Here is a 20,503-nt window from a genome sequence, read left to right as displayed (position 1 = left end):
TTTTTCTCCAGGTTTTTTATTGCTTTCTTCGTTCCATGAATAAATGATGGTACTTCGAATTACTGTCGAGGAATTCATCCAATCGCGGACCATAATGCTGAATCCACTGACGCACAATCGCCTCTGTCATTTCCTGACCTTGATATTTACGGCCGGCCTTTGCACGTGTTGCCTCGAAATCCTCCCAAAGAATTTCAACCCATGTCCGGGCCTCATCTATTGTCAATCGTTCGTTCTGCTCCTGCAAAAGTGCAGCAAGCTCACGGAATTTATTTTCCATTCTTCTTTCTTCCCTTCCATCAAAATCCCAACATATTCGTAAAAAATAAGAGCAAGCTAGTAGTACTGCGGGGCATCCAACTCTTGCTCGAGGAGGCAGATAAAATGTCCAAGTTTGATCGTTTTTCTAAAACAGGCACCATCAATTCCGTTATTCAATCCCCACGCAGCTCAGCGAAGCATGCGAATAACCAGGTGAATGGAGAAACACAGCAAACACAGACTGATATCATCATCCGCACTCAAGCAGTGAAGAACTACCGCAGATAAAATATACCTCGGCTTTTCAGCCGAGGCAATTACATAGTTGTCCTGCCAAGCACACTGATTGGCAAAGCTTCCAGCTCTTGTCCTTTTTCACTGCCTTGGCTTCGATAGCCCCAAGCAAAGACACCGTTTAGATAATCAATCGTAAAGACATGCGTTCGATCACCCTTAATCTCATACGTCGCACCTGGTTTGAATTCATCAGGATTTATCGTATAAGCTTTGGCCATCTGCCGTTTACGCTCCAAAATCTGATATTCACTGAAGTTCCCCATTTGCTCTGCTTTTTGCTGTTGAATCTTCAGCTGTTTCATTTCTTCCTTCAATTGCTCCACTGTCAAGTCACTGTAACGTAATTGCATTATCGCACCTGCTTTCCGCTAGTAAAGGTCTTTTTCCTTAGCTTCCTCAATATACTTCTGAATCAGTTCCATCGGGAAGCCCTTTCGATAAAGTGCCATCTTAATTTTTTGATTAAGCTCGTAGCCTTCCGCTTTTTGCGCATATTTGCGTAAAAGCTTATCTCCCTGATAACGGACAGCCTCAAGCTCTGCATCTGTATCCTGATCGGAATCCGAGAGTGCCAAGGACACTGCTTCCTTAGCAGCTGCACTTGAAAAGCCTTTCGACAGCAGCTGCTGCTGTGCAAGCTGAATTTTCTCTTGATGAGATTTCTTTGCTTTTGTTTGCAGCTTCGAACCGGCAAGCTTGACCGCTTTCTCCAGCTCTTTTTCAAAAGTGTAATATGTCATCGCTTGTTCTGCAGCTGCCCCGGTAATACCTTTTTCCTGCAATTCCTTCCGAATGACGAGCGGACCTTTGCTTGTCGTATTTACCTTTGTCCGAACAAAAGCACCGGCAAAAGAGGCATCATCAGTATATCCCTGTTCCTCTAATCTGGTCAGAGTCTCTTCGACATGCGTCGGGTTCTGCTCTTTCTTCAGCAAATACGTTTTTATTTCTTTTTTGGAGCGCATCCGGTAGCTTAAATATTGTAAAGCAAGGGTAAAACACTTATGTGCAGCATCTTTTTCGATAATGGACTGCAAAGCTTCTTCGGATATTTCCTGTCCTTTGGTAATTCCGCTTGTGATCAGGACATCTTCATCGAGACCGAAGCCAAATTTTTCACCTTTACCATTGTCGAGAAAGATATTATAGCGCCCGATATTATTTTTTTGGGTCGTGATTTTCGTGATTTTCACCATATTCGACACCTCTGTGTCTTTATTTTAACACGAAATGACACCATACAAAATTGTTAGCTTACCTAATATTAAAGGAGGAATCAGTCATGAATATCGTCATTAGCGGCGGAACAGGTTTTGTCGGAAAGCAGCTATCAGAAACACTGATTGAGAAAGGACATCATGTGTATATTCTTACTCGATCACCAGAGAAGAAACTGGATACAAAACAAGTCACCTATATTGGCTGGCTAAAAAAAGGATTCGATCCGCTTTCTGAGCTTCCAGAGATTGATGCAGTCGTCAACCTGGCTGGCACCAGTTTATTTGGTAAGTGGACGAAGGAAAAAAAGGAAGACATTAGAAGCAGCCGCTTGGAAGCTACCGAAACACTAGTCGATATGATCGGAAAAATGTCGAAGAAGCCAAAAGTTTTCGTCAGCGGTTCTGCTGTCGGCTATTACGGTACAAGCGAACAAGATGCTTTCACCGAAGATACAACAAAGCGCGGACAGGATTTTCTGGCAGACGTAACATATGAGTGGGAAGAAACCGCCAAGCAAGCAAAAAGCCTCGGTATACGGACCGTACTTGCACGCTTTGGTATTGTTTTAGGTGATAAAGGAGCACTTCCACTCATGCAGCTGCCTTTCCGTTATTTCGCAGGCGGTAAGATAGGCAGCGGCGAGCAATGGCTTTCCTGGATTCATGTCCAAGATGCAGCAGGGTTGATTGCTTATGCAATTGAACAGGATACTATCAAAGGACCACTCAATATTACTGCTCCCTCTCCGCGACGGAATAAGGATTTCAGCAAGACACTAGCCAAGACGCTGCATCGACCTTATTGGACTGCAGCACCAGCTCCGGTAATACAGAAAGCTTTGGGCGAAATGAGCACGTTAGTTCTTGAAGGACAATGTGTCTATCCGAAAAAAGCTCTCGATAACGGGTATCAATTCCGATTCCCTGCCTTATCCGAAGCGTTGGAACAAGCCTTATAATCATCTGCATGAAGTATACTGACAATATGTCAATACCAACTGACTTGTGCACAATTATCTAACCCGAGGTTGTGGATAATGTGCATAAGTCTATTTCTAGTTTATTTTTCAGTGATGTCACTGTTGATAATATTGTTAATAACTTTTCCAATAAAATTAATATCTCTTAATTTTGCCTTACATCGAGTACTTAAGTAGATTAATTCTGTACATAAGATTAAAATAAACATAACGGTTATATGCCATTATATTAGGCTATAATGATAGAACGATAGAATTATGTAACAGCGGGCCAAAGAGGAGAGGATTGCCATGCCAGATCTACAACGCAACAAGCAGGGAAAATTCAGCAAGTTTTTCCTGAATAATAAATTTGTCATCGCGATGCTGATTCTTTTCATCATCGGGCTGAATGTACTTGTTTATTCACGAGTATCATTTATTTTCACACCGATTGTCGTTATCGTGAAAACAATCATATTACCCATCATTTTAACTGGTATTGTCTATTATTTGACAGTGCCTATCGTCAATTACCTAGAGAAAAAGCGTGTAAAACGCGTTTATTCCATCATCGTCCTCTACCTTGTTATAATTGGATTACTGACAATTCTTATTAGCTCAGTTATTCCTGTTTTAAAGGAACAGACATTGAGCCTGATCGATAATAGTACCGATTACTTTGAGCAAGGTGTTGATATGGTTCAATCCATAACAGGCAGCAACATTGTCAACCAGATTCAGCAATCAGGCAATTTTGATTTCAACCAAATCCTGAATGAATTGCAGACTCGCGGAACTAGTATGCTGAATAACTTATTCTCTAACTTAACGAGCTTTGTCGGCGCAGTAACAGAAGTGATCATAGCTATTGTGACAGTGCCTTTCATTCTCTTCTATTTACTGAAGGATGGCAAGAAACTTCCAGTATATATCTTAAAATTGCTTCCAGTACGCTTCCGAAGCCAATCTTACGAAGTAATGTCCGAGATGAACCATCAGATCAGTTCCTACATACGCGGTCAGATAATCGTCAGCTTTGTTATTGGTATCCTGCTGTATATTGGTTATTTGATCATTGGTCTTGATTACGCACCAGTACTTGCAGTCATTGCGGCGTTCACTAGTGTTGTTCCTTATCTTGGACCTGCAATAGCCATTACACCTGCGATCATCATTGCGATTGTTACATCGCCGTTCATGCTCCTGAAGCTGATTATTGTCTGGACTGTTGTTCAGTTAGTAGAAGGAAAGCTGATTACTCCGCAAATAATGGGTCGAAACATTCGCGTACACCCAATTACGATCATATTCGTTATCCTGACTGCCGGAAATCTATTCGGCGTAGTGGGCGTTATCCTAGCCGTTCCGGGATATGCAATTCTGAAGGTCATTGTCACCCATACCTTCCATTGGTTCAAAAAGAGATCACATCTATATGAAGAAACAACCAAGTCAAATTAAAACAGGAGCTGCATCTCGCAGCTCCTTTTTTTTATGGCTTCAATAGTACTTTGATGTTATTATCCGATTTCTCGTCGAATATTTTGTAAGCTTCTTTTGCTTCACTAATTTTCATTGTGTGTGTGATGATATCTGTAGGGTCGAATACCCCTTCCTCTACCATCTGATATAGCTTCGGCATCAGATGAATAACCGGAGCCTGTCCCATTGTAAGAGTCACGTTCCTCGTGAAGAAATCACCAATTGGGAATCCATTTGCTTCTGTTCCATATACGCCAGTCAGCTGAACAGTTCCGAATTTAGCGACTGCTTCACTAGCTGTAATAATTGGCTGAATTGTTCCGAATTGATTGTCATGTTCAGAACCGAATGTTACACCCTCCGGCACTGCACCATCCATACCGACACAATCAATCACAACATCGGCTCCACCATTCGTATCACTATGAAGTAAAGAACCAATTTCAGGATTATTGGTAAAGTCATAGGTTTCTACATTATTCATCCGTTTTGCATGTGCCAATCGATGCGGTACATTATCTACTGCAATAACGCGCTCTGCACCTTTCAGCCAAGCAAACTTCTGCGCCATCTGGCCGATTGGACCTGCACCCAAGATGATGACAGTATCTCCTTTTTTGACTCCGCTGTTTTCTACACTCCAATAAGCTGTTGGAATAACATCGGAAAGGAATACTACACTTTCATCCTTCAATTCACTTGATTCAGGTACTTTGAAGGAGGTGAAATCAGCAAATGGTACGCGCAGATACTCCGCTTGCCCTCCGGGATAGTCACCAAACTGATCTGCAAACCCGAATAATCCACCTGCATCGGTATGTGGATTGCCATTCGAATTATCACATTGACTTTCCATTTGATGGTTACAATAATAGCATTCGCCGCAGCCAATATTGAATGGGATAACAACACGATCCCCTTTTTTCAGGTTTTTCACATCAGGTCCTACTTCTTCTACAATACCCATCGGTTCGTGACCAATAATATAATCTTTCTCCGGTGTAATACCTCCATGATACAAATGCAGATCAGAACCACATATACCAGTTGCTGTAATACGCACGATCATATCGGTCGATTTCTCAATCGAGGGAGCTTCTACTGACTTGACTTCGATGTTTTCCTTACCTTGGAACGTGACTGCTTGCATGGTACCAATCTCCTTTATTTAATTAGTTGATAGACTATACCTTTTGCCCGTTGAACCTAAACCTCTCGAAGCTTTCTTCAAAAAAATTGAAACCATTCCGCAGTGGCTTACGTCTATATAACTGAGGACGATAAAATATGTTTTCTAACAACATTACCTCCCACATATTTCGTTCGTCTCACCACACTTATTTCTAACAACAGCAGAAAAGCAGGCAGCCCCCGTTGCCTGCTTTTCCCCGTTTATGAGTTCCCGCTTCCTCTCTCTGCTTACTTTCTTTATAATAGTTAGGTGAACTATTTTTTAATTTCATTTTTCCGAGAAAACTTTACATCATTTTGAGTCATCTGAGCTGGAAAACCTGTTTTACCTCAGCTCTTTCTGCCAGCCGCCAAATGGTGCTGTCAGCATTCGAAAGGAGAGCACTATGTTTAAAGTCATTGCAATCGACTCAAACCAAGTGAAGCTTGAATTCGTCGGAAAGGACGGAGAAGTATACACTTTTGACACATATGAAGAAGCAGAAGCCTTCATGCAGCACGTGAAGGCAAAAGATACGCTGCCGGAACGATACCGGGTGCTTGTAAAAAAGATTGACTAAAGCCCCTTCCTTGCATGACAAGGAATTGTTCCTCATAATAGAAACTAGAAGTAAACAAGGAGGCACACCTTATGAAATGGAACCTATCACAGCTCCTAGCGAAACGGCATGCTTATACACCAAAGGCAAAAGCATTGCTGCAGGATAAGGAAAAATCGAAGGAGCTCCTTGCTAATGTATCAACAAAAGCAACGGATAATAAAGGTAAACTAGCGGAAATCTGGTCCGATTTGCAGTTGATGGTGGACATGCTCCGTGACTGGCGCAAAGGTGCGTACACCCACCTGCCTACGAAATCGCTGCTAATGATTGCAGCAACCTTCCTCTATTTCCTTAGTCCAATTGATTTTGTACCGGACTTTATTCCTGGAGGATTGCTTGATGACGTTGCGCTCATCGCTTTCACCTTTAAGCAGATACAGCAGGATGTAGCAGCATATAAGCAATGGAAACATCAGCAGCCGATTGAACCCCAGACAACTGGTGCAGCGGGTGCATTGTAAAAAAGAGTGCAAATTGCACTCTTTTTTTTCGGGTTAAATTTCCCATTTTGCTTTTTCATAGGAATCTGTTATATTTATAGATTATGAGCCCAAATTTCATTTTGGGTCTTAGTTGTTTTTTAGATTATAAATTGATAGAATCTATGTCGTTGTTCAACTCAATATGACGCCTGATAAGAAAATGAAGAGGTGAAAGATAATGAAGAAGCTCCTGGCTTCAAAAAAAGGATTTTTTGCGCTGGCCGTGATCTTCTTATGGGCCAAGACGTATTTTTCTTATAAACAGGAATTCAACCTGGATATAACAAATGCCATGCAGGAATTCCTGCTGGTTATCAACCCATTAAGTGCGAGCATTGTATTTTTAGGGCTTGCATTCCTGGCAAAAGGCAAACGGATGGGAATCTGGCTTTTAGTCATTGATTTCATCATGAGCTTCCTGCTTTACGCCAATGTTCTGTACTACCGATTCTTTAATGATTTCATCACCCTGCCAACATTAAAGCAGACAGATAATTTAAGTTCCGGTATGGGCGGCAGTATCTTCGGATTGATGCAAGGCTATGATTTCATCTACTTCCTAGATATCATCCTGCTGATCGCTCTATATGTTTTCACAAGAAAGAACTGGAGTATCGAACGCCTCGCTTTCAGAAAGACAGCTATGGTCATCATCTCCGGTGTGGCTCTATTCGCAGTCAACCTTGGACTGGCTGAAGTCGATCGCCCGCAGCTGCTGCAGCGTACTTTCGACCGCACGTACTTGGTGAAGTATCTTGGACCATACAACTATACAATTTATGATGCAGTTCAAAATGCGAAGACTTCCACTCAGCGAGTTATGGCAAGTCCAAGTGATTTATCCGAAGTAACAGAATTTACGAAGGAAAACTATGCTGAACCGAATGAAAAATATTTCGGTAATGCAGAAGGCATGAACGTCATCAAAATCCATTTGGAAAGCTTCCAAAGCTTCCTGATCAATTACAAGCTGGATGGCGAAGAAGTTACACCGTTCTTGAATTCACTTGTGAATGATAAGCAAATAACTTACTTTGATAACTTCTTCCACCAAACAGAGCAAGGTAAAACCGCAGATGCAGAGCTGTTAATGGATAACTCTCTATACGGTTTGCCGCAAGGATCTGCCTTCTCTGTAAAAGGTACGAACACGTATCAAGCAGCACCAGCTATTCTGAACCAAGAGCAAGGCTATACAAGCGCTGTGTTCCACGGTGACGAGAAGACATTCTGGAACCGCGATGAAATTTACAAGCAATTCGGAGTCGATCATTTCTTTGATTCCACATATTACAACATGGAAAACTCGGTTAACTACGGTTTGAAGGATAAACCATTCTTCGAAGAATCCATGCCGTTGCTTGAATCACTTGATCAGCCATTCTATGCACATATGATCACGCTGACGAACCATTATCCGTTCACGCTTGATCCAGAAGACGCTACGATTGATAAAGCAACAACAGGAGACTCCACTGTCGATAACTACTTCCAGACAGCACGTTATCTGGATGAAGCATTGGAACAGTTCTTCAATGATCTTAAAGAATCAGGCATGTACGATAACTCTGTTATCCTGCTTTACGGAGATCACTATGGTATCTCTACAAACCATAACCGTGCCATGGAAGAGATTACAGGAAAAGAAATGACAGATTATCAAAATGCTCAAATGCAGCGTGTACCGCTTATGATCAAGGCTCCAGGTCTTGAAGGCGGCGTTAACCACACGTACGGCGGCGAGCTTGATGTTCTTCCGACACTTGAGCATTTGCTCGGTATTGATTCATCTAAGTATATCCAGTTCGGTACAGATCTATTGTCCGAGGAGCATAACGGTGTAGTGGGCTTGCGCAATGGTGACTTTATCAGCAAGGATTACACTGTACTAGGCGATACGTATTATGATACTGCCACTGGTGAAATAGTTGAAGATGAAGCCAAGATTGAAGAAATCAAAAAAGAAAAAGAGGAATTAGCTAAGAAGCTAAGCCTCAACGATAAAATCCTTTATGGTGACCTGCTCCGCTTCTATGATCCGGAAGACTGGACGCCAGTCAACCCAAGAGATTATGATTATAATAATCGTTCTGAATCAGAGGAAAAATAACTATGGAACACCTGCCTATGATGGCAGGTGTTTTTTATTGTACAAGCCTATTTTTATTAATTTCTTTAGACAATACCCTGCAATATCGATACAATTAAGAATGCTGTATATAATAGAAAACAGGGAATACATCATATAGTAACCTGCTAAAAGGAGGAACGGCCTTATCGGAAGCTTCATCTATGCCATATCCATTATTCTTATCGGACTTATCATCGGCAGGGTCATCCGGATAATCGCCGAGAAATACCGGCTTCCCGAATGGTTTTCGCTCAATTATTTCATGAACGCGCTGATTCGAGTCGTCCTGCTCGTCCTGAATCCAATTATTCTAATTAGTGCCTTCTGGTCAGCTGACCTCACTAACGTCAAACTGATCTATTTACCAATCTTCGGTATCGCAACAATTTTCCTAGGTGCAGGACTTGCCTTACTCTTCTCCAAATGGCAGAAGCTGCCGAAAGACCAGATTGGATCTATGTTCGTATCTGGCGCATTCCTTAACCTTGGAAGCTTCGGATTACTCTTCTGTGTGCTGTTCATTGGCGAGCAAGCAGTCGCATATGCTGCAATGTTTCGTTTGCTTGAGGAATTCACGTACTATACGATTATCTATCCAATCGCAAAATCATACGGAACAATTGAAGAGAATAGTTCAGGATCACGTGTGATGAGGATTATTAAAGATCCATTCATTATGATCACCTTCTGTTCTATTGTCATTGGTGCTGCGCTGAACCTATCGCCAATAGATAGATTCGAATGGCTGGGCGCAAGCAACTCGACACTTGTTGCACTAGCATCCATCCTGCTTCTAATTCCAATCGGCTTCAGCATGCGAATTGCATCAGTGAAAAAATACTGGAATCTGAGCATTTGGCTGATACCGATCAAGTTCCTGGCTGTACCGCTTGTCATTACCGGCATTGCTTATTTAATCGGACTTGGTAATTTGTATGACGGTATATTATTACAGGTACTTCTCATCATGTCTGCAATGCCGCCCGCAGTAGCTTCTCTTGTACCGCCAAGGCTGTACAATCTCGACATGGAGCTAGCTAACTCCAATTGGATTGTTGCGACATCTTCTCTTATTGTTGTCGTACCAATATTATTCGTGCTTGTTAATTGGATGAATTGAAAAAAAGCTGCTGCCTCACATAGAGGCAGCAGCTTTTTTTAGTCTTCCTTAGCAGAAATATATTCGTTTTCCGCTTGACCTGGTCCATTGACGTTATTCTTGAACTGGCTCAATCGGCCATTTCGTTTTTCGCCATGGTTCTTGTTTTCTTTGAATTGATGATCATTATTTGGCTTTTTCTTTGGCATGATAGAACCCCCTTTTCGCCTAGTATGCGAAGAAGGACTCTAATTATTCCATCTTACCTGCAAGCAGCTGCTGCTGAGATGCGAATTCCCGATATAGATCATGACGCTCGAACAACTCCTCGTGCGTTCCGACGCCAGTAATCCTGCCTTTTTCAATAAATACGATTTGATCAGCATCTACGATCGTTGATAATCGGTGAGCTATCACGAAGGTAGTTCGATTCTGCATTAAATTCTGCAACGCCTGCTGAACGTAAATCTCAGAGCTGCTATCAAGACTTGAAGTTGCCTCATCCAGCATTAAAATCTGCGGATCGCGCAAGAGCGCCCTCGCAATTGCAATTCGCTGCCGTTGTCCTCCTGATAACTTCACTCCCCGCTCTCCAACCTTCGTTTCATAGCTATCAGGCAACTCTTCTATGAACTGCTTGGCATAAGCCATTTCCGATACACGTTCGAGCTCTTCATCAGATACGTCACGTTCCAAACCATAACAGATATTCTCACGAATCGTACCTGATAATAACGCCGTTTCTTGTGCCACATAGCCAATCTGGCGCCGCCAGTCATGCAATTTGAAATCCTGAATAGGCGTTTTATCAAGCTTGATTGTACCGCTAGTCGGCTCGTAATACCGCTCAAGCAAACCGAAGAGAGTTGATTTCCCGCCACCACTCGGACCGGCAATGGCTGTCACTTTCCCAGCAGGTGCTGTAAAACTAAGATCATGCAAGACCTGTTCTGTTTGATAAGTAAAACTCACTTGCTCGATATGCAAATCTCCATCTACCGAATGTATAGGTACTCCTTTATCGGCGTCCTCTGTATCTTCTCCAAGTACATCATAAATACGCTCCGTTGCTCCCATCGCCTTCTGAAGATGGGTAAAGAACATGGACAGCTGCGTCATCGGCATGATGATCTGGAACAAATACAGAATGAATGCTACCATATCGCCTGCAGATAATGCTCCTGATGCAACACGGACACCACCGTAACCGATAATAGTTACAAGCAAAAGCATCATGATGAAGAGCATAAGCGGCGATAGTAAAGCTTGTATTTTTGCTTCTTTCAGTCCGTACGTAAATAAAGTGCGAATACCTTTGTTACCGCGTTCTAGCTCTACATGCTCTGCATTAGAGGCTTTTACGAGTTTCATTTCCGGCAGTACCTGATTGAGGACTGCAGTGAACTTTGCTGTTTCCTCTTGCATAATTTTCGATACACGATACATCTTACGTCCAAGTATCATGATAATTCCGATTGCAATCGGAACTGCAAGCAGCATAACAATCGTCATTTTCCAGTCAAGAACAAGCAAAATAATAATTGCTCCGACAATGGAAATAATACCAGTAACGAAACTAGTCAAATGATCCGTAATAAGCTCTTTTACAACCGCCGTGTCATTCGTCACTCGGCTAAGCGTTTCACCCGTCTCATTATCGTGATGGAACTTGGTTGGTAGATGCAAAAGCTTCTCCCATAGCCGTTCCCGAAGCTTTGCCACGACATGATGACCGATTTTCGCCAGCAAGTAGATAGACAACCCACTCGCTATTGCTTGCAACACAAAAGCAATAACTAAAATAGCAATTTGCACGCCAGTAATGGATTGCCCAGAAAAACCATCCACTAAATTCTTTGTAAACAATGGTACTGTGAATCCGACTCCCGTCGTCAGCAAACTCATCACCAATGCAATAATGACAATCGCCTTAGGTGGCTTAGTACCTTTGACCAACGCTAGAAATAATCGCCAATCAAATTTTTTCGTTTCTAGTCGATTCTGCTCCATTTTGTACCCCCAAGTTCTAGTAAATGTTTATCTTCTGCAAAAAGCATTGCATAACCTTCATGAGCATTGGTCACGAAATATTCTTCTCCCTTCCTCAAAAAGGATAAATCTTCAGGAAGAGATGGCTGCTGCCAACGGAAAAGACTATCCGCAGCCCGCATAATAACCTGTTTAGGTGCCGGACAAGTACAGTAATAATAATTCGGCACAGATATATGAGAATCAAAAGAGTTGGTTCGTGTACCATTCATATGAACAACTTCGCGCAAGTAAGGCTCCAGCTCTTGCAGCAGACTATGCAGCGTTTGTGTTTGTCCCATCATTTTTTTAGGTAGCACAGCGAAACTGACTGTGTCACAAATATCAAATAATCTATCCAATAACTGTCTATACGCCTCTTGTGTTAAATCGGTTTCCTCTAATTCATACATCGTGGTCCCTCCATAAAAAAGGAGTTCTCATATCGAGAACTCCTTACACTAATGACAGGAATTTTTCTTCTGAAATGATACGAAGTGGCCGTCCGTTCTCTATCATACGCTCCGCCTGGACAAGCTTACTTGTTTTCTTGCCAGCAGCGAATTTCTCATAATCTCTAGCTCCGACAACGAGATAGCGTGTAGACGTGTCCATTTTATCTGTGTGCACGCCGCCTACGTTGACCAGTTTTTGGATAGCATCCTTCCGCTTCAAACTCTTCATTGTCCCTGTGAACATCACTTGTTTCCGATAAAAAGGATGTGCTGTATCAAATTGATTTGTCTGCGGCTTGATATCACCGTATCGTGATCTGCTTCCTGAGGAGCTTTTATCATGAATACTTTTTCTTTGGACCTTTAACGTTTTAGTCAGTTCCTCTATACTCTGAACCCCAGTATCCGCCATCGCATGCAAGAAGATGTTTGCTGCAACTCGTGCATCTTCCATGGCATTATGATGCTCGAAAGTGATCTCCTTGCTGGCAGCTAATGTATTCAGCCGATGGTTTTCCATATCCGGCCACACTTTCTTGCCGATTATCCGCGTACACAGATAATCAAAATCCGGCATTTCCAATCCGTATCGTGCCACCGCTTTACGAATGACACCCATATCAAAACTTGCATTATGCGCAATTACGACATTGCCGGCCAAATAACCACTTAACTCCGGCCAGATTTCCTTGAACGTCGGCGCATCCTCCACGTCCCTCGGAAGAATTCCATGCACATGGATATTCTGTTCTTCGAATTCCATCAATGGATTGATTAAGGTGTACCATTCATCAATAACACCCGTCTCATCTGCTACTGCAACACCTACCGAACAAGCACTTGACCAATATCGATTCGCCGTCTCGAAATCTATACTCACAAACCGCACTACATCGTCCTCCAAATCGACTTTTGTTAAGTAGATTATATCATAGCAATCGGTAGAGTCCGATAATCGTGCTTATGAAAAAATGTTGCCAGTACAGGAAAGAAGCGCTATAATACTTTTGTGACGATACATTACATACGGGGCATTAGCTCAGCTGGGAGAGCGCTTCGCTGGCAGCGAAGAGGTCAGCGGTTCGAGCCCGCTATGCTCCATCTATTAAAAACCCTTAATTTTAAGGGTTTTTTCTTGTTTTCAAGGATAAAATTCCACTGCCCACAACCTTCTATCTCCCTTCCAAGCTACTTTATCTAGTAATAGAAACTATTCTTTTATCCACCCTTCTCCACCTTGCTACCCTATAAATCAAAACACCCTGTAAACGCACATAAAACGATGCCTTCCATACTTCTCTCTAGACAATTCACTCTAGCAGACAAACATACATTTCGACAATTTAGGTATAAAAATCTAGTCCTTCTTTCCGAATTTGAATATACATGTAAAAAACAAGCCAGGGGAGGATCAAGCTTCCGACTTAAAAATAAAAGGAAGGAAAAAGGAGTAGGTGTAAGATGACATTACAAATAGGGATTACTGTATTTACATTCCTAGCTACTATGCTGGTCATCTTTTGGAGACCTCGGGGGCTGAATGAAGCTGTTCCAGCAGCAGTGGGCGCCGCAGTAATCTTATTCACAGGAACAGTATCGGGAACAGATGTGGCTGATATTATAGATAAAATCGGGGGAGCTGCGATAACGATCATGGCCACGATCGTCATGGCGGTCATATTGGAAAGTTTCGGCTTTTTCCACTGGGCTGCCGCCAAGCTAGCAAGCTTAGCTCGAGGTTCAGGATATCGGTTGTATTGGTACATTCAGCTATTGTGCTTTTTGATGACACTCTTATTCAATAATGATGGCAGTATCTTAATCACCACACCAATTCTGATTTTACTCCTCAAAAATCTCAGTTTACCAACACAGCAGCAGATCCCATATTTATTAAGCGGTGCCCTTATCGCTACGGCCTCTAGTGCGCCAATTGGTGTTAGTAACATCGTCAACTTGATTGCCCTGGAAATAATCGATATGTCGCTCTACATGCACACAGCTATGATGTTTGTACCTGCCACATTAGGATTGCTTTTCATGTCTTGGCTAATGTTTATCGTGGTAAAGAAAAAGTTACCTACTTCTTTACCAGCATCAGCAACAGATATAGAAGAAACCTTCTTTACGAAACACTTTAAACCCATTCACGGCAGAAAGATATTTACCGATACCAAGCAAAAACGCACAAGATTCATGCTGATGTTATTATTGTTTGTTTTCTTGATTCGCTGTCTATTGTTTGTCGCCTCTTATCTGTCCATTCCTATCTCAGCTGTAGCAGTTATCGGTTCTCTTTGGTTGTTGGCATGGCGCTGGTATTACTTACGAACAAATCCAATCGACATTATCAAAAAAACACCATGGCATATTCTCGTTTTCGCCTTTTCTATGTATGTCATCATTTACGGACTGAATAATATCGGACTAACAGATATGCTTGTAAAGTTTGGTGAACCAATTGTTAATCAAGGTCTTATGTATGCCAGCTTTGCTATGGGTGGTCTAGTATCCATCCTGTCTAACTTTTTTAATAACCATCCAGCCTTGATGATCGGAACCATCACCTTAACTGAGATGGGACTTGATCCAGTCACATTGAAGACGATTTATCTTGCTAGTATTATCGGCAGTGATTTTGGAGCTTTATTGTTACCAATTGGAACACTGGCTTCCTTGATTTGGTTATATATTTTGAAACAGCATGATATCAAACTGAAATGGATGGACTATTTCAAAGTATCTGTTATTGTCATCCCAATTTCTACAATAGTTGCTTTACTGCTGCTTTATTTCTGGGTGAAAATAATTTTTATTTAAAGGCAGTGATTTAATGAAATATACTCTCGAAAGTAAAGCGATAAGGGATTCCAGCATTATGAAAAATCAAGAATCCCTTATCTAAAACTAATAGGTAAATACTTATGTTCATTTTTACTGTATGCAATAGGAAATAATATTGAGCTAAGCAAAACACCTAAATAGAAAGCATTGAACAAGTGAGCTCCCTGTTACTTTGGTGAAAAATCCTACATTCTTAATACAGCATAATTTACAACAGTTCCAGCAAACTATAGGCATTTTCATAAGAGGTGTCAAAAAAACCCCCTTTCTGCAAGAGGGCTTTTTTGACACTTCTTCACCTATTTGTTGTATAACTGATGCTCCTTAATATACTGATAACAGCTTTCCGGCAGCAAATAACGGGGCTCCCCGCCAACTGCAAACTCATCTCGGATATAAGTGGAGCTGATCTCCATCGCCAGTCCTTTATCAATCAGATGAAAGGTTTGACCGTCGTCGTGATTGCGCAGCAGCGGCGAATGGCTGATTACCTTCAGCATATCAATATCATTACGGGCCATGACTATAAATCGATTATCGCGTACAAGCGCTTCACTGTTGCCCCATTTTCCGGCTCCAATGTCCTCCAACAAATCAGCTCCCATAATGAAGTATATCTCATCATCGGGATAAACTTCCTTGAAATGTGTCAACGTCTGTTCGGTGTAAACATTCCAGGCTTCCTGCTGCATCTCATAATCATCGGCAACATAGCAGTCATTGTCTTTTATAGCCATCTGTACCATCTGCCAGCGATGTTCGTCTGTTGTATGAAGCTTTTTGTCCTTTCGCTTGCTGGAGCATGGCAGGAAAATGACTTTATCCAGCTTACAGCGGTGGGCGACAGTGCTAGCTGTCCATAAATGGACATTTGTGACCGGATCGAAAGAAGAACCATAGATTCCGATTTTCCCCATGCTACTTCGCCTCCAGCTGTGATTTGATGCGCTCAATCAATTCCATTTTATTATTCCAGCAGGCTGTGCTTAAATCGACAGGGTATGCTTCTGGATTATGTGTTCTTTTATATTCATCCCACAGGAAGGTGAGGCTATATGTGACATAGTTTCGTGTTTCCTCCAAGGATGGCAGCTTGTAGATGAGTTCGCCTTTTTGAAAAACTGGCTGCTGAAGCTCCTTCGCTTCAAAATCCGTCACAAATTTACTAATGTACGGATAGGTTGGGTGGAACATTTTGAGTCGTTCTTCTTCCTCAGGGTTCTCATGGGCTAGCGCAATGTAATCTCCTTCTGACTTCTGACTTGCTGTGTTGATGATTCGATAAACGCGTTTAAGTCCTGGGGTAGAAACTTTTTCAGGATTGGCGCTGATTTTGATTGTATCGGCCATATCTCCATTATCATCCTCAATGGAAACTATTTTATATACAGCACCTAATGCCGGCTGATCATATGCAGTGATTAGTTTTGTGCCGATACCCCAATTGGTGATTTTTGCTCCTTGGGCTTTAAGAGCACCAATCGTTTCTTCATCCAAATCATTGGATGCAGTGATTTTGGTTTCTGTAAATCCTGCTTCATCGAGCATCTCCCGCGCACGCTTGGATAAGTAGGCCAAGTCTCCGCTGTCCAGACGAATAGCATTGAACCGGATTTTGTCGCCCATTTCTTTTGCCACTTTGATCGCATTTGGTACGCCTGACTTTAACGTATCGTACGTATCCACTAGAAACGTGCAATCCACATGAGTTTCTGCATATTTACGAAATGCTTCATACTCGTCACGATATGCTTGCACAAGCGCATGTGCATGTGTCCCAGCTACTGGTATGCCGAACTTCTTGCCTGCCCGTACATTGGACGTGGCATGAAAACCGCCGATAAATGCAGCTCTTGTTCCCCAAATAGCCGCATCCATCTCCTGTGCCCGTCTGGAGCCGAATTCCATTGCGGTATCTCCCTCATCTAACACATGCATGATACGAGCTGCCTTCGTAGCGATGAGCGTCTGGTAGTTCACGATATTAAGCAAAGCCGTTTCGATCAGCTGCGCTTCAGCAAGCGGTGCTTCCACCCGAATGATCGGCTCGGTACCGAAAACAAGCTCCCCTTCCTGCATGCTGTACAAATCTCCAGTAAAGCGCAGGTCTCGTAAGTAGGCGATGAACTCCTTCTCATATCCTAGTTCCTGCTCCAGATAGTCCAGATCAGAATCCGAGAAACGGAACTCTTTCAAATAATCGATGACTCGCTCTAAGCCAGCGAAAACAGCAAATCCATTACCGAAAGGCTGTTTGCGGAAAAACAGCTCAAATACTGCTTTGCGATTGTGCTTTCCATCCTTCCAATACGTCTGGGCCATATTGATTTGATAAAGGTCCGTGTGCAATGCCGTGCTATCATCCTGATAATGTGTCATTTTTCCGCTCCTCCTTCTGTAATCTCTGCTCCTAACGCGCTTTTAAAGTGATGCAAGGCGTATGCATGCCCTTCTTGATTGAAACTAGCGACAGCATCTGAGTGAACAACGATTTTGAAGCCATAATTATAGGCATCGACCAGCGTATGGAAAACACAAATATCTGTCGCTACACCAACAGCATGAATCTCCTTGATACCTCGCTCATTCAGTCGCTGCAGCAAATCGGTCCCTGCAAAAGCACTGTATCTTGTTTTATCCATATAATAGACATTCAATTCACGCTTGGCAGACTCATATGCCTCAGACAGCTTGCCATAAAGTGCACGCCCTTCTGTCCCATCTATATTGTGCGGCGGATACAGCTTAGTTTCTGGATGGTATGCATCCTTCTCCTCATGCTTATCGATCGCAAAAACAACATAGTCACCGTTCTCAATAAACTCAGAGGTAATGGCTGTAAGTCTTTCCTCGATCTCCCGTCCTGGCACCCCGCAAGTCAATGCCCCATCTTCTGCTACAAAATCATTCGTATAATCGATATTTATTAATGCTTTCATCTTTCATCCTCCTCTGGATTAATGACGAGCTGTATAAATCGATTGCTTCACTTCTGCATCGATGAACCGATAAAGCTGTGTTGGCAGCTTGGATGTTCGCTGTGTCTTCTGCCCTTCAGCCGCTTCAATGAAAGGCAATGTTTTGATCTTACGTGCAAAAGCTTGCTCATTTTGAATTGCTTTGTCATCCGTTATGGTAAGCAAGACTGCCTGCAGTTCCGAGTAAGTGAACAGCTCTGGTAAGAATTGCTTTGCTACTGTAGTTTGCAGTAAATCTTGTGTTATATGAGTAATAGCATGGCGGATGATACTGGCATGGTCGAATGCTAAAAGATGCTGCTCTAGATTTTGTACAGGGAACAATTCCACTTCTGCGGCATCATCATTCGCTTTTCTCTCAAATAATCTGTGTTCTGGAACAATGGCATAATGTGCATTTGAGATAATCCACCCGCGCGGATCACGTCCAGGCTCATCATATACACCAAAATGCTTCAGATGTATTCCTGCTATTCCCGTCTCCTCTTCCAATTCCCGGCTGGCAGCCTCCATAGCTGTTTCTTCCGGTGTTACAAATCCTCCTGGCAATGCCCATTTCCCTGCTTCGATGTTCGAATTTCCTTCAGTATCCTGCTCGGCACGCTTGATAAGCATCAATTTAAGGTCCATTTTTGGCGGAGCATATGCTTTGGTCTTTTCTGAGGTGATCGTGAATACAGCTATATCCGACGTATAACCATCAGGGGTACGATATCGACTAACATCATAAGCTTTCTCTTTTTTATTCGACTTCAATATGTTAATCTCCTTTTAATTAACATTATGTTAATTGTTAATTGTATTATATGCAAGATACCTTCTCTCTGTCAATGATAAACAAAAAAGCCTTCTCCTATAAGGAGAAGACTTTTAAGTCTGTGTAAAGATCATGACAGTTGCACTTGCTGCAATAACGAAGACGATTAAATATACTCCCGTCAACAGCTTTTTCTTATTTAAAATAGACTCAATTGAGAATAATAGAAACATAACGGACAAAAGAGGCAGCATTAGCTGTGGATTCACTTCATAATCCTGGTCAATATATCGATAGATGCCGAGAGCAATGACTATTATTGCGAGCAGAGCGTTTATTTTACGTAACATTTGCTTTCTTCCCTTCCAAGTCGCATGATACCATAGACAGTATAACAGGACATAGCTCCTTGTTGAATAGAAAGGTTGTATGTATTATGCCAACTTATGATGAATGGCAAGTGACATATAAAGAAACTGCCATCCGCGAGATACAGAAATACTTCCGAATTTATCAAATCGGCAACATTTCCGAAGGAGTTTTGGCAACAGGATCTGCCCGAATAGCTCAGCAGGCTGAGCGCATCGATGATAGCACATTTGCTTCCTTGCTGGAACAAATCAGCCGCAGTCTAGCTGCTAATGAGATACAGGATGTAAGAAATAAATATTATGAATTGGAGCAGCTTCCTATCTAGCCAGCTTGCGAAAGTACGCTCCAACTCGGCTCAAATATTTTTTCTGTTTTCCGTTCTTTTTCTCCATGCCGCCGAACTCGAAGATTTTCACTTTCCGGATCCCTACAAATCGAAACAACGCCCGTTTCATTAATATCTTATGTGCATTTCCTAAATAGAATCGACTGTAAAACCCTGGGCCTTTCATTGTAGAAACACATATTGCTTGCTTGCCTTTTAGCAATCCCTCCGGCAGCAGACCTTCGTGCCGATAGGCAAAATTGGATGAAAAGTTCTGGTCGATAAAACCAAGCAGCATGGCCGGCGGCCTTCCCCAGAAGATAGGGTAAATGAACACAAGCAGATCCGCTCGCTTGATTTTCTCTCGATATATTTCAAAATCCGGATCACTATGCATATCTCTGCGGCGCTTTTTTTCATGGAAAACCAAAGTTGGATTGAAGTCCTCATCATACAGATCAATTACGTCCACTTCAGTGATGGCAGGATTATGTCTGATACCTTCCTGCACTGCCTCGAAAAAGGCGTAGTTAAGCGATGCATGATTCGGATGGGCATATATCAACAATGCGTTCATCAATTTCCTCCTGAAAGTAAGATAACTGTTATACGGTAAGAAATTAAATAAAGTTACAAAAAAAGAATGCAGCGATGTGCTGCATTCTTTTTGCTTCTATTCAGGCTGTCAGGACAAGAATAAGTATAGCTACTATCTGGTAGCCGGCTCCAATGACACTTGTCGCCAAACCACCGATTGCCATACCTTTTCCTGTCCTTTCCCGGTTCTCTGCTTTCCTTATCGTATGTAAAGCAAGGACGAATCCGATAATGCCAAAGAAGATTCCGTATAAAGAAAGAAACAAACTGATGACCCCGAATACGAGCGATATTAGTGCTGTTTTCTGCATGGATCAAAACTCCTTCTTCCAAGTTCTGTCTCTATTGTATCGCTACATATCACCGCTGTCCTGTTTCTTAACTTTTCTAAATTATTTTATCCCTAAACAAAAAAGCGCC

Annotated in this window: 24 protein-coding genes and 1 tRNA gene; 10 read left to right on the top strand and 15 right to left on the bottom strand. The window is 42.2% G+C overall.

The genetic code is table 11. The features are described 5' to 3' along the window. Positions 1-16: 16 nt before the first annotated feature. Positions 17-280, bottom strand: coding sequence for a YfhJ family protein (locus GZ22_RS03705; protein ID WP_038558804.1), 264 nt, complete (start codon positions 278-280; stop codon positions 17-19). Between the two features lie 104 nt (positions 281-384). Here GZ22_RS03705 and GZ22_RS18420 point away from each other — a divergent pair, with 104 nt between their 5' ends. Then, positions 385-549, top strand: a complete 165-nt coding sequence (locus tag GZ22_RS18420) for a YpzG family protein (protein WP_102706656.1) — start codon at positions 385-387, stop codon at positions 547-549. Positions 550-578: 29 nt separating this feature from the next. Here GZ22_RS18420 and GZ22_RS03700 read toward each other — a convergent pair whose 3' ends face one another. Both GZ22_RS03700 and recX read right to left on the bottom strand, forming a co-directional pair. Then, positions 579-908 carry a YfhH family protein gene (locus GZ22_RS03700; protein WP_038558802.1) on the bottom strand — a complete coding sequence of 110 codons (330 nt, stop codon included), beginning with the start codon at positions 906-908 and terminating at the stop codon, positions 579-581. A gap of 18 nt (positions 909-926) precedes the next feature. Continuing rightward, positions 927-1,754 carry a recombination regulator RecX gene (recX, locus tag GZ22_RS03695; protein ID WP_038558800.1) on the bottom strand — a complete coding sequence of 276 codons (828 nt, stop codon included), beginning with the start codon at positions 1,752-1,754 and terminating at the stop codon, positions 927-929. An 86-nt stretch (positions 1,755-1,840) separates the two neighbouring features. Between recX and GZ22_RS03690 the strand changes: the two genes are divergently transcribed. Next, positions 1,841-2,737 (top strand): TIGR01777 family oxidoreductase, encoded by an 897-nt coding sequence (locus GZ22_RS03690; protein ID WP_038558797.1) that lies wholly within the window; start codon positions 1,841-1,843, stop codon positions 2,735-2,737. 312 nt (positions 2,738-3,049) lie between these two features. Continuing rightward, positions 3,050-4,201 carry an AI-2E family transporter gene (locus GZ22_RS03685; RefSeq protein WP_038558795.1) on the top strand — a complete coding sequence of 384 codons (1,152 nt, stop codon included), beginning with the start codon at positions 3,050-3,052 and terminating at the stop codon, positions 4,199-4,201. A gap of 31 nt (positions 4,202-4,232) precedes the next feature. Here the strand turns inward: GZ22_RS03685 and GZ22_RS03680 are convergent, their stop codons facing one another. Then, positions 4,233-5,372, bottom strand: coding sequence for an alcohol dehydrogenase catalytic domain-containing protein (locus GZ22_RS03680; protein WP_038558793.1), 1,140 nt, complete (start codon positions 5,370-5,372; stop codon positions 4,233-4,235). Between the two features lie 427 nt (positions 5,373-5,799). Between GZ22_RS03680 and GZ22_RS18540 the strand changes: the two genes are divergently transcribed. The 4 genes from GZ22_RS18540 to GZ22_RS03665 all read left to right on the top strand — a co-directional run bounded on the left by GZ22_RS18540 (position 5,800) and on the right by GZ22_RS03665 (position 9,748). Beyond that, positions 5,800-5,973, top strand: coding sequence for a hypothetical protein (locus GZ22_RS18540; protein WP_164072020.1), 174 nt, complete (start codon positions 5,800-5,802; stop codon positions 5,971-5,973). Between the two features lie 71 nt (positions 5,974-6,044). After that, the gene (locus GZ22_RS03675) at positions 6,045-6,476 is read left to right on the top strand and encodes a YkvA family protein (protein ID WP_038558791.1); all 432 of its coding nucleotides are present in this window, start codon (positions 6,045-6,047) and stop codon (positions 6,474-6,476) included. 199 nt (positions 6,477-6,675) lie between these two features. Continuing rightward, positions 6,676-8,607 (top strand): lipoteichoic acid synthase, encoded by a 1,932-nt coding sequence (ltaS, locus tag GZ22_RS03670; protein ID WP_038558789.1) that lies wholly within the window; start codon positions 6,676-6,678, stop codon positions 8,605-8,607. A gap of 283 nt (positions 8,608-8,890) precedes the next feature. Further along, positions 8,891-9,748, top strand: a complete 858-nt coding sequence (locus tag GZ22_RS03665; RefSeq protein ID WP_038558787.1) for an AEC family transporter — start codon at positions 8,891-8,893, stop codon at positions 9,746-9,748. Between the two features lie 38 nt (positions 9,749-9,786). Here GZ22_RS03665 and GZ22_RS18535 read toward each other — a convergent pair whose 3' ends face one another. Genes GZ22_RS18535 through GZ22_RS18150 form a run of 4 tightly spaced genes read right to left on the bottom strand, consistent with a single transcriptional unit; the run spans position 9,787 to position 13,099 of the window. After that, positions 9,787-9,936 (bottom strand): hypothetical protein, encoded by a 150-nt coding sequence (locus GZ22_RS18535; RefSeq protein WP_164072018.1) that lies wholly within the window; start codon positions 9,934-9,936, stop codon positions 9,787-9,789. 43 nt (positions 9,937-9,979) lie between these two features. Further along, positions 9,980-11,737, bottom strand: a complete 1,758-nt coding sequence (locus GZ22_RS03660; protein ID WP_038558784.1) for an ABC transporter ATP-binding protein — start codon at positions 11,735-11,737, stop codon at positions 9,980-9,982. Next, a complete protein-coding gene (locus tag GZ22_RS03655) occupies positions 11,719-12,168 on the bottom strand; it encodes a hypothetical protein (RefSeq protein ID WP_051748008.1) in 450 nt (149 codons plus the stop codon). The genes GZ22_RS03660 and GZ22_RS03655 overlap by 19 nt, the downstream gene beginning before the upstream one ends. Positions 12,169-12,211: 43 nt before the next feature. Continuing rightward, a complete protein-coding gene (locus GZ22_RS18150) occupies positions 12,212-13,099 on the bottom strand; it encodes an exonuclease domain-containing protein (RefSeq protein WP_084160641.1) in 888 nt (295 codons plus the stop codon). 139 nt (positions 13,100-13,238) lie between these two features. Here GZ22_RS18150 and GZ22_RS03645 point away from each other — a divergent pair. Beyond that, positions 13,239-13,311, top strand: a tRNA-Ala gene (locus GZ22_RS03645). A gap of 360 nt (positions 13,312-13,671) precedes the next feature. After that, positions 13,672-15,030, top strand: a complete 1,359-nt coding sequence (locus GZ22_RS03640) for an arsenic transporter (protein ID WP_038558781.1) — start codon at positions 13,672-13,674, stop codon at positions 15,028-15,030. A gap of 323 nt (positions 15,031-15,353) precedes the next feature. On the opposite strand, the gene nadD is transcribed toward GZ22_RS03640, so the two are convergent. The 5 genes from nadD to GZ22_RS03615 form a co-directional block, all read right to left on the bottom strand. Continuing rightward, positions 15,354-15,971, bottom strand: coding sequence for a nicotinate (nicotinamide) nucleotide adenylyltransferase (gene nadD / locus GZ22_RS03635; RefSeq protein WP_038558779.1), 618 nt, complete (start codon positions 15,969-15,971; stop codon positions 15,354-15,356). 1 nt (position 15,972) lies between these two features. Then, complete coding sequence (locus GZ22_RS03630; protein ID WP_038558776.1) at positions 15,973-17,433, bottom strand: nicotinate phosphoribosyltransferase; 1,461 nt, start codon at positions 17,431-17,433, stop codon at positions 15,973-15,975. Beyond that, the gene (locus tag GZ22_RS03625; protein ID WP_038558773.1) at positions 17,430-17,993 is read right to left on the bottom strand and encodes a cysteine hydrolase family protein; all 564 of its coding nucleotides are present in this window, start codon (positions 17,991-17,993) and stop codon (positions 17,430-17,432) included. The genes GZ22_RS03630 and GZ22_RS03625 overlap by 4 nt, the downstream gene beginning before the upstream one ends. 18 nt (positions 17,994-18,011) lie before the next feature. After that, positions 18,012-18,788, bottom strand: a complete 777-nt coding sequence (locus GZ22_RS03620; RefSeq protein WP_038558770.1) for an NUDIX domain-containing protein — start codon at positions 18,786-18,788, stop codon at positions 18,012-18,014. Between the two features lie 114 nt (positions 18,789-18,902). After that, positions 18,903-19,139 carry a hypothetical protein gene (locus GZ22_RS03615; protein WP_038558767.1) on the bottom strand — a complete coding sequence of 79 codons (237 nt, stop codon included), beginning with the start codon at positions 19,137-19,139 and terminating at the stop codon, positions 18,903-18,905. Between the two features lie 86 nt (positions 19,140-19,225). On the opposite strand from GZ22_RS03615, the gene GZ22_RS03610 reads away from it, so the two are divergent. Beyond that, positions 19,226-19,486 (top strand): hypothetical protein, encoded by a 261-nt coding sequence (locus tag GZ22_RS03610; protein ID WP_038558764.1) that lies wholly within the window; start codon positions 19,226-19,228, stop codon positions 19,484-19,486. Here GZ22_RS03610 and GZ22_RS03605 read toward each other — a convergent pair. Further along, entirely contained in the window at positions 19,479-20,063 is a 585-nt protein-coding gene (locus GZ22_RS03605) for an NAD(P)H-dependent oxidoreductase (protein WP_038558761.1), read from the bottom strand. The two genes, GZ22_RS03610 and GZ22_RS03605, sit on opposite strands and share 8 nt — an antisense overlap. Before the next feature lie 100 nt (positions 20,064-20,163). After that, a complete protein-coding gene (locus GZ22_RS03600) occupies positions 20,164-20,394 on the bottom strand; it encodes a DUF4190 domain-containing protein (RefSeq protein WP_038558758.1) in 231 nt (76 codons plus the stop codon). Positions 20,395-20,503 lie beyond the last annotated feature (109 nt).

Source organism: Terribacillus saccharophilus, assembly GCF_000725365.1.
GTDB lineage: Bacteria > Bacillota > Bacilli > Bacillales > Amphibacillaceae > Terribacillus > Terribacillus saccharophilus.
This window is presented reverse-complemented; position numbering and strand designations above follow the sequence as displayed.

What these genes read in the sequence shown, in the direction of transcription:
- GZ22_RS03625 (WP_038558773.1), bottom strand. Translation starts at nt 17,993, where the DNA reads ATGAAAGCATTAATAAATATCGATTATACGAATGATTTTGTAGCAGAA.
- GZ22_RS03690 (WP_038558797.1), top strand. Translation starts at nt 1,841, where the DNA reads ATGAATATCGTCATTAGCGGCGGAACAGGTTTTGTCGGAAAGCAGCTA.
- recX (WP_038558800.1), bottom strand. Translation starts at nt 1,754, where the DNA reads ATGGTGAAAATCACGAAAATCACGACCCAAAAAAATAATATCGGGCGC.
- GZ22_RS03705 (WP_038558804.1), bottom strand. Translation starts at nt 280, where the DNA reads ATGGAAAATAAATTCCGTGAGCTTGCTGCACTTTTGCAGGAGCAGAAC.
- GZ22_RS03665 (WP_038558787.1), top strand. Translation starts at nt 8,891, where the DNA reads ATGAACGCGCTGATTCGAGTCGTCCTGCTCGTCCTGAATCCAATTATT.
- GZ22_RS03640 (WP_038558781.1), top strand. Translation starts at nt 13,672, where the DNA reads ATGACATTACAAATAGGGATTACTGTATTTACATTCCTAGCTACTATG.
- nadD (WP_038558779.1), bottom strand. Translation starts at nt 15,971, where the DNA reads ATGGGGAAAATCGGAATCTATGGTTCTTCTTTCGATCCGGTCACAAAT.
- GZ22_RS03605 (WP_038558761.1), bottom strand. Translation starts at nt 20,063, where the DNA reads ATGAACGCATTGTTGATATATGCCCATCCGAATCATGCATCGCTTAAC.
- GZ22_RS03675 (WP_038558791.1), top strand. Translation starts at nt 6,045, where the DNA reads ATGAAATGGAACCTATCACAGCTCCTAGCGAAACGGCATGCTTATACA.
- GZ22_RS18535 (WP_164072018.1), bottom strand. Translation starts at nt 9,936, where the DNA reads ATGCCAAAGAAAAAGCCAAATAATGATCATCAATTCAAAGAAAACAAG.
- GZ22_RS03655 (WP_051748008.1), bottom strand. Translation starts at nt 12,168, where the DNA reads ATGTATGAATTAGAGGAAACCGATTTAACACAAGAGGCGTATAGACAG.
- GZ22_RS18540 (WP_164072020.1), top strand. Translation starts at nt 5,800, where the DNA reads ATGTTTAAAGTCATTGCAATCGACTCAAACCAAGTGAAGCTTGAATTC.
- GZ22_RS18420 (WP_102706656.1), top strand. Translation starts at nt 385, where the DNA reads ATGTCCAAGTTTGATCGTTTTTCTAAAACAGGCACCATCAATTCCGTT.
- GZ22_RS03680 (WP_038558793.1), bottom strand. Translation starts at nt 5,372, where the DNA reads ATGCAAGCAGTCACGTTCCAAGGTAAGGAAAACATCGAAGTCAAGTCA.
- GZ22_RS03700 (WP_038558802.1), bottom strand. Translation starts at nt 908, where the DNA reads ATGCAATTACGTTACAGTGACTTGACAGTGGAGCAATTGAAGGAAGAA.
- GZ22_RS03615 (WP_038558767.1), bottom strand. Translation starts at nt 19,139, where the DNA reads ATGTTACGTAAAATAAACGCTCTGCTCGCAATAATAGTCATTGCTCTC.
- GZ22_RS03630 (WP_038558776.1), bottom strand. Translation starts at nt 17,433, where the DNA reads ATGACACATTATCAGGATGATAGCACGGCATTGCACACGGACCTTTAT.
- ltaS (WP_038558789.1), top strand. Translation starts at nt 6,676, where the DNA reads ATGAAGAAGCTCCTGGCTTCAAAAAAAGGATTTTTTGCGCTGGCCGTG.
- GZ22_RS03660 (WP_038558784.1), bottom strand. Translation starts at nt 11,737, where the DNA reads ATGGAGCAGAATCGACTAGAAACGAAAAAATTTGATTGGCGATTATTT.
- GZ22_RS03610 (WP_038558764.1), top strand. Translation starts at nt 19,226, where the DNA reads ATGCCAACTTATGATGAATGGCAAGTGACATATAAAGAAACTGCCATC.
- GZ22_RS03600 (WP_038558758.1), bottom strand. Translation starts at nt 20,394, where the DNA reads ATGCAGAAAACAGCACTAATATCGCTCGTATTCGGGGTCATCAGTTTG.
- GZ22_RS03685 (WP_038558795.1), top strand. Translation starts at nt 3,050, where the DNA reads ATGCCAGATCTACAACGCAACAAGCAGGGAAAATTCAGCAAGTTTTTC.